Raw genomic sequence first — 4,963 nt, 5'->3', positions numbered from 1 at the left:
GTGATCGTCTAACTCAGGACGCTCTGACCAACCGCTGGAGCAGTCACCGGCTTCAGAAAGAGATCATCGCGGTACAAGGTCGCCGGCAAGAAGGTGGCCGCAAGCCGACAGTCGTTTCAGGCAAGGCATTCAAAGCTGAGCTGGAACAAACGCTTTGGGCATGGAATCGCTGGCTTGAACTGCAGCTGGAAGCGAATCCGGAGCTGAAGCCCGAACTCACCAAAGAACTCAACTCGCTCAAGAGCAAGATCGCGAAGGTGAACCGATTGATTTCGAAGTGAGTGAGTGTGTGTGGTCCGCTTGGAACTGGCGAGATTGACTCAATCGCCGAGCGATGATTCTCCGCGTCCGCCGCTCGACCTGAGCTGAACAAGTTGTTCAAGAAGTTTCGAGAGAAAAGCTTTGCTCTTTCAATCAGCCACTTTATCCGGCTCATCAGCATGGCCAAAGGCTGAGAGCGTGGTCGATTGCCCCGTGACGCCCTCAAGGGCAAGTGGAGTCGCCACCGGCTTCAAGCGGAGATCATCGCCCGCCAGGGTCGCCGTCAGAAAGGTGGCCGCAAACCCACTGTCATCACGGGTGAAGTGTTCGAGGGCGAGCTAGAGCAAAAGGTGTAGGCGTGGGGCCGCTGGCTTGAACTGCAGCTGGAAGCGAATCCGCAGCTTCGACCGGAGATCAGCAAAGAACTCAAGACGATCAAGACGACAATCGCGAAGGTGAACGGGTTGATTTCAAAGTGAGCGGGTGTGGTCTGGGTGCTCAGCACGTGAATGACTTGGCATTGGTAATTGGTGGCTTCAGGCAGTTGTTGATGAGCCAGAGCTCGCGACGCATCATGTGGCCTGAATTGGGCGCCAGGCAGTCAAAAGAGCGATTCGAGCAATCCCTGTGAAGGCAAATGTGTGTGTTGAGTTGACAACTCAGGCGTTCTCGCAGGGCCGCTACCCCAAAACCATGCTTCCCCTCATCATCGCGGAATGACGGCAGAGATCTTGAACGCACTGCCATCCGAGCCAGGATTCCATCCATCCGACAATGCCACACGGATGCAATCTGCAACCAACTGAGGTGTGATAGCGACGGGGCCATCGGAGCACGATCCGGACGCACCCGATTGGTTGTCACGTGAAGGACGCAATGTGGGTCACCAGTGGCTTGGACGGCAAACGTCATTGGCGCGTCAACCTGCTGATCGTACGTAGGACGAGAACGAATGCGCCAGCGGTACGCGACACCGTCAACGGAGATCGCGGTTGAGCCCTTGAGTGGAAATGCCATCGGTTAGTTCTTGAAGCGGAACGATTTGCCGACGCCGTTAGTTACCGAAGCGAGAAGGCGTAGCATAAGATACAGTTTACCAGCGTGCAAATCCGCTGGCAACAAATTGGGGGCCAGCAGCCAATCAGGGAAGTCAACCGCCGCGACTTTGCTCAATGAGCATGTATGCAGGATGAACGATGCCATTGCAAAATGGTGGCAAGCGTATTATCAGGCACCCGCGATCAAAGTTCGCCCTTGGTAAGTGACGGTGAACAGCGCCGTGAAGCAAGAGTCGGGGTGCATCATAATACGTCTGGCGATCATTCGCACACGAGCATCAGAGAAAGATCGATGATGGCGAAATTCGATTAGTCCCGGTTTGACCATCGAGGCAAGAGCGTTGCCAGCCGAGTCATGCTCGTAGCTTAGGCCCGGAAGCTTTGCATCGCAGTGTTCCGTGGTGTGCGGGAAGTAGCGTACGGCGGTATCGTGGGCGACGAGCTTAATCAGGTAGCCACCAGATGCGAGCAAAGATCGCACAGCTTCGAGTCCTGTTACAATCACTGGCAACAGCCCATGCCCGGTCAATGGGAGTTCTTGCCGACGCCGTCCCGAGTGAAGCGAAAGACGTCAGTCAATCAAATCATTCTACCAATGGCGGAGATCATGACCAACCTAACAAGGCGTTCCGTGGGGCGCTGCGGCAAATCCATCTTCAACAGCAACTGGAGTTCAGGATCGAATCTAGTTGACGGCAAATCATGGCTAGGTGCACGACCGGCCCACTAAGTTCGGGGCTCCAATCCGAAAGACTCGCAGGCAACATCCAGCCGGCCGCCGCAAGCGTTGAAGTTCAGGCAATAATGTTCACATCTGTTCCCTGCTTTCCGTGGTACCCATACAGAATCACGTGCGACGCACGTGCCATCAAGCGGTTCGCCTTTCAAATGAGCGGCCGATTCACCCGACCACTCGAATCGTGTCACATCCCGGACGACTACACGAATTGGTTGTTCACGCCAGTCGAGGAAGGTGAGCGTGAGGTCGCCGTTCATGTACGAAATGACTGGATGTTCAGCGTCAGCGGTTGAGAATCCGAGGTCGATCGTTTCAGCGGTCGGCATTGAGAGAGACCTGCACGGTTCGTGGCGGTTGAATGATCAGCCTCTGGGATTTCTCGCCAAGCGACCTTCAATAACCTGTTGGTGGAGCCGACACGGCCTGCGCCGAGGGTGTGAGTGGGTGCATACGGCTTCCACGGGATGTTGCTAAGGACTGAAGCGTTTGTGTTCGTTCTTCCTTGTATGTCGCGGATCGAGTCCGCACCACGTCAATCTGTCGCAAGCTTCAACTCACAAACCTGGGGGCAACTGAATTCAGGGACGATTCTGATCGAGTATGCTCCTCGCAACACTGTGGATCTTTGGGTTCGAGTACAGAGCAAAATCTAACAGTGGCAATAAGTTGGATTCACTCAGAGGAAAGCCGAGCTGTTCCACCGCTGATAGCAGTCGTGTGCAGATGCCGAGCTTCTCGCGATGCAAGAACGCTTCGAGGAATATTTCGTCAGCGATTGTTGGCGGAAACGTTCGGATCGCCAGCAAGGCTTCGTGATTGATTCGCGGGTCGGAGACCCGAATTGCATCTAGTAATGCGGTCGTCACAGTCTTGCGACTCGGGAGGTCCGTAGCGATTGTGTGCTCGATCGTATCGATCACTGCTAGCAGGCGTTGACGATGCGGTGGCTTCGTTGCCGGGTCCCTCTCAACTTCTCGAATGTGTTCGATGACCGCTGGGCCCATCGACGCCAGCGCCAGTGAACACTCGCCATTCAGCCTCTGGTGCCCAATCCGCAATCCGCCGATCAATGCAGCCACGGTCAAGTCAATTGCACGCGACCGAACATTGGTCTCGCAAGTTGCAGCAGTCATCAAAATATCTTTCGTTGAGGTCTGATTAAGAAAACGATACCACCCACTGCTGAATCTCCGCAAAAGAACGGACCACCAACGAGTTGATGACGCTTATCGAGCTGCAAAGGCGGCCTGCGACAAACCTGAACATTTCGCAATGGCCATGCAGTGGTTGTTGGTAATACAATTTGAAATTAAATGCTCGATCGAATCAACCGATAAAATCCGGATTTTACACAAGTGTATTTTGCTTGGAGCAACTCCAATGCACTGATACCGCCGGACGTGGCGTTCAAGGATCCGCTCGAACATCATCCCACGCCAGGTAAGTGTGCCGTGATATCTTTATTCTGTGGCCGGGGCGGTCTGGTTCTTTCTTCGCTCTCATCCCGATCGTCAGGAAACAACGCGGCAGTGATGTCTTCGGCAGCGCGAACATAACGGTCATCCGAGCACTGATGGGCCGCAGTTCAATCGTTTTCTTGACGCCCGGTGCATACGCGAATTGCTCAAAGTGATTAGGGCCAAAGGTTGATCGGATTGTCGTCTGACGAGTCGGCTTGCTTCGGTGCAGGGTTTTACCGCCTTGCGTGGGAGCTGTTTCACCCAAATCGCCGTTGCCCTGAAGCTGGATGAACAAATCATTCGTCAGTACGATGACGAGCACCAGAGAATGGGAGAGTAGCCAGCGTGGTAACGAACACTGAGAAGGCCGTCAGCCGGCCTTGTGCGGCGTATGACGCCGCGTGGGGCCGTGAGGCGGCTCGTGGGGCGATCAGACTTGTGAGGCATCAGAACGCCTGCATTGGGCGCCAGGCAGTCACCAGAGCAAATCGAGCAATCCCTGTGAAGGCAATGCTCAGGTTTGAATGGCCGCGCATGGATTAAGCTGGGGACAGACGTTGTGATGATACTCAGCGTCGGGTTTCTTGCCAGGTTCACCGGACTCCGTATCTTCATGTTGACGTGATTCCTCACCGCGGTTCAGGAGTATCGTCAACACTGAATAGTCAAGAAGCGATTTAACGAAACTCAGGCTCAGCGATGAGAACTTGGATTTCAGATGATTCAGCCTCTTCATGAACGTGGTACGGTTTTCTCATTTTATACTTTCCTATAACTAAAGACGCTTACTCCTATACTTTCAGGGAATGCTGTGTATATATATAGAAATAAACGCCTTTAGTTATAGGAAACTTTTACTGTTGAAAACCGTACCACGAGGGTGAGTTAGCATCGCGTGAACCAAAGGTGACGAGATTAGGAACATCCGGTAACGTGTCGGTTGAAGTCAACACTTCCGTTTTTCTGTTCCCAGGTGTCACGGATGGCGCTTGTATTTGAAAATCAGCTCGACGAAGCCTCCGAGCAGCGTTGCAACGCCTACTTTGCGACTTTGTCCAAGAAGGACTAACGGCGGTTTCCGATCCGTGTGGCTCATTTGCCGAGCTATTGCAGAACAAACTATCCGATCGAGCGTCGGCTCTTTTGGCTGTAGGCCGAACTTGCTCGGGCCGGTTACTTGATTCTCTCGACACGGTCGTTGACCTCATGCGGCAGACGAGCACTCGAACTGGGTTGCGAGCGAACTGAACGTCATTCGCTGTGTATACCAGACCGGACAGAAAATCAGCGACGAGATGAAATCTCAGCGACAAATTGTGGCTCATCCGACTAAAGCGTGCGCCGGGTTTGAAGTCGCGGAAGTTACGACGGATGGATAAAAAAGTGTGGACATGCCATCCTTCAAAGAGAATTCTCACATCTTCTTTGCAGGAACGTACATGTCC

The 4,963-nt window shown here is 53.6% G+C and carries 7 protein-coding genes; 3 read left to right on the top strand and 4 right to left on the bottom strand.

What is annotated here, in order from left to right; genetic code table 11:
* Together Poly21_RS28140 and Poly21_RS28135 are read left to right on the top strand one after the other, a co-directional pair.
* Positions 1–281, top strand: a 281-nt coding sequence (locus Poly21_RS28140) for a hypothetical protein (protein ID WP_302120762.1), incomplete at its 5' end; no start/stop codon positions are given.
* Between the two features lie 186 nt (positions 282–467).
* Positions 468–617, top strand: a complete 150-nt coding sequence (locus Poly21_RS28135) for a hypothetical protein (RefSeq protein ID WP_302120760.1) — start codon at positions 468–470, stop codon at positions 615–617.
* Between the two features lie 664 nt (positions 618–1,281).
* Here the strand turns inward: Poly21_RS28135 and Poly21_RS28130 are convergent.
* Together Poly21_RS28130 and Poly21_RS26555 are read right to left on the bottom strand one after the other, a co-directional pair.
* Entirely contained in the window at positions 1,282–1,464 is a 183-nt protein-coding gene (locus Poly21_RS28130; RefSeq protein ID WP_302120758.1) for a hypothetical protein, read from the bottom strand.
* A gap of 24 nt (positions 1,465–1,488) precedes the next feature.
* Positions 1,489–1,800 (bottom strand): hypothetical protein, encoded by a 312-nt coding sequence (locus Poly21_RS26555; protein ID WP_146410092.1) that lies wholly within the window; start codon positions 1,798–1,800, stop codon positions 1,489–1,491.
* 407 nt (positions 1,801–2,207) lie between these two features.
* On the opposite strand from Poly21_RS26555, the gene Poly21_RS28125 reads away from it, so the two are divergent.
* Positions 2,208–2,351 (top strand): hypothetical protein, encoded by a 144-nt coding sequence (locus tag Poly21_RS28125; protein ID WP_302120757.1) that lies wholly within the window; start codon positions 2,208–2,210, stop codon positions 2,349–2,351.
* Positions 2,352–2,636: 285 nt separating this feature from the next.
* Here the strand turns inward: Poly21_RS28125 and Poly21_RS26550 are convergent, their stop codons facing one another.
* Positions 2,637–3,191: a hypothetical protein gene (locus tag Poly21_RS26550; RefSeq protein WP_146410091.1), complete on the bottom strand. Its 555-nt coding sequence runs from the start codon at positions 3,189–3,191 to the stop codon at positions 2,637–2,639.
* A 274-nt stretch (positions 3,192–3,465) separates the two neighbouring features.
* The gene (locus Poly21_RS28120) at positions 3,466–3,840 is read right to left on the bottom strand and encodes a hypothetical protein (protein WP_302120755.1); all 375 of its coding nucleotides are present in this window, start codon (positions 3,838–3,840) and stop codon (positions 3,466–3,468) included.
* Between the last annotated feature and the right edge of the window lie 1,123 nt (positions 3,841–4,963).

The sequence above is a fragment of the Allorhodopirellula heiligendammensis genome, from assembly GCF_007860105.1.
Lineage (GTDB): Bacteria > Planctomycetota > Planctomycetia > Pirellulales > Pirellulaceae > Rhodopirellula > Rhodopirellula heiligendammensis.
The sequence above is the reverse complement of the archived record's forward strand: the minus strand, read 5'-3'. Positions and strand labels throughout refer to the sequence as shown.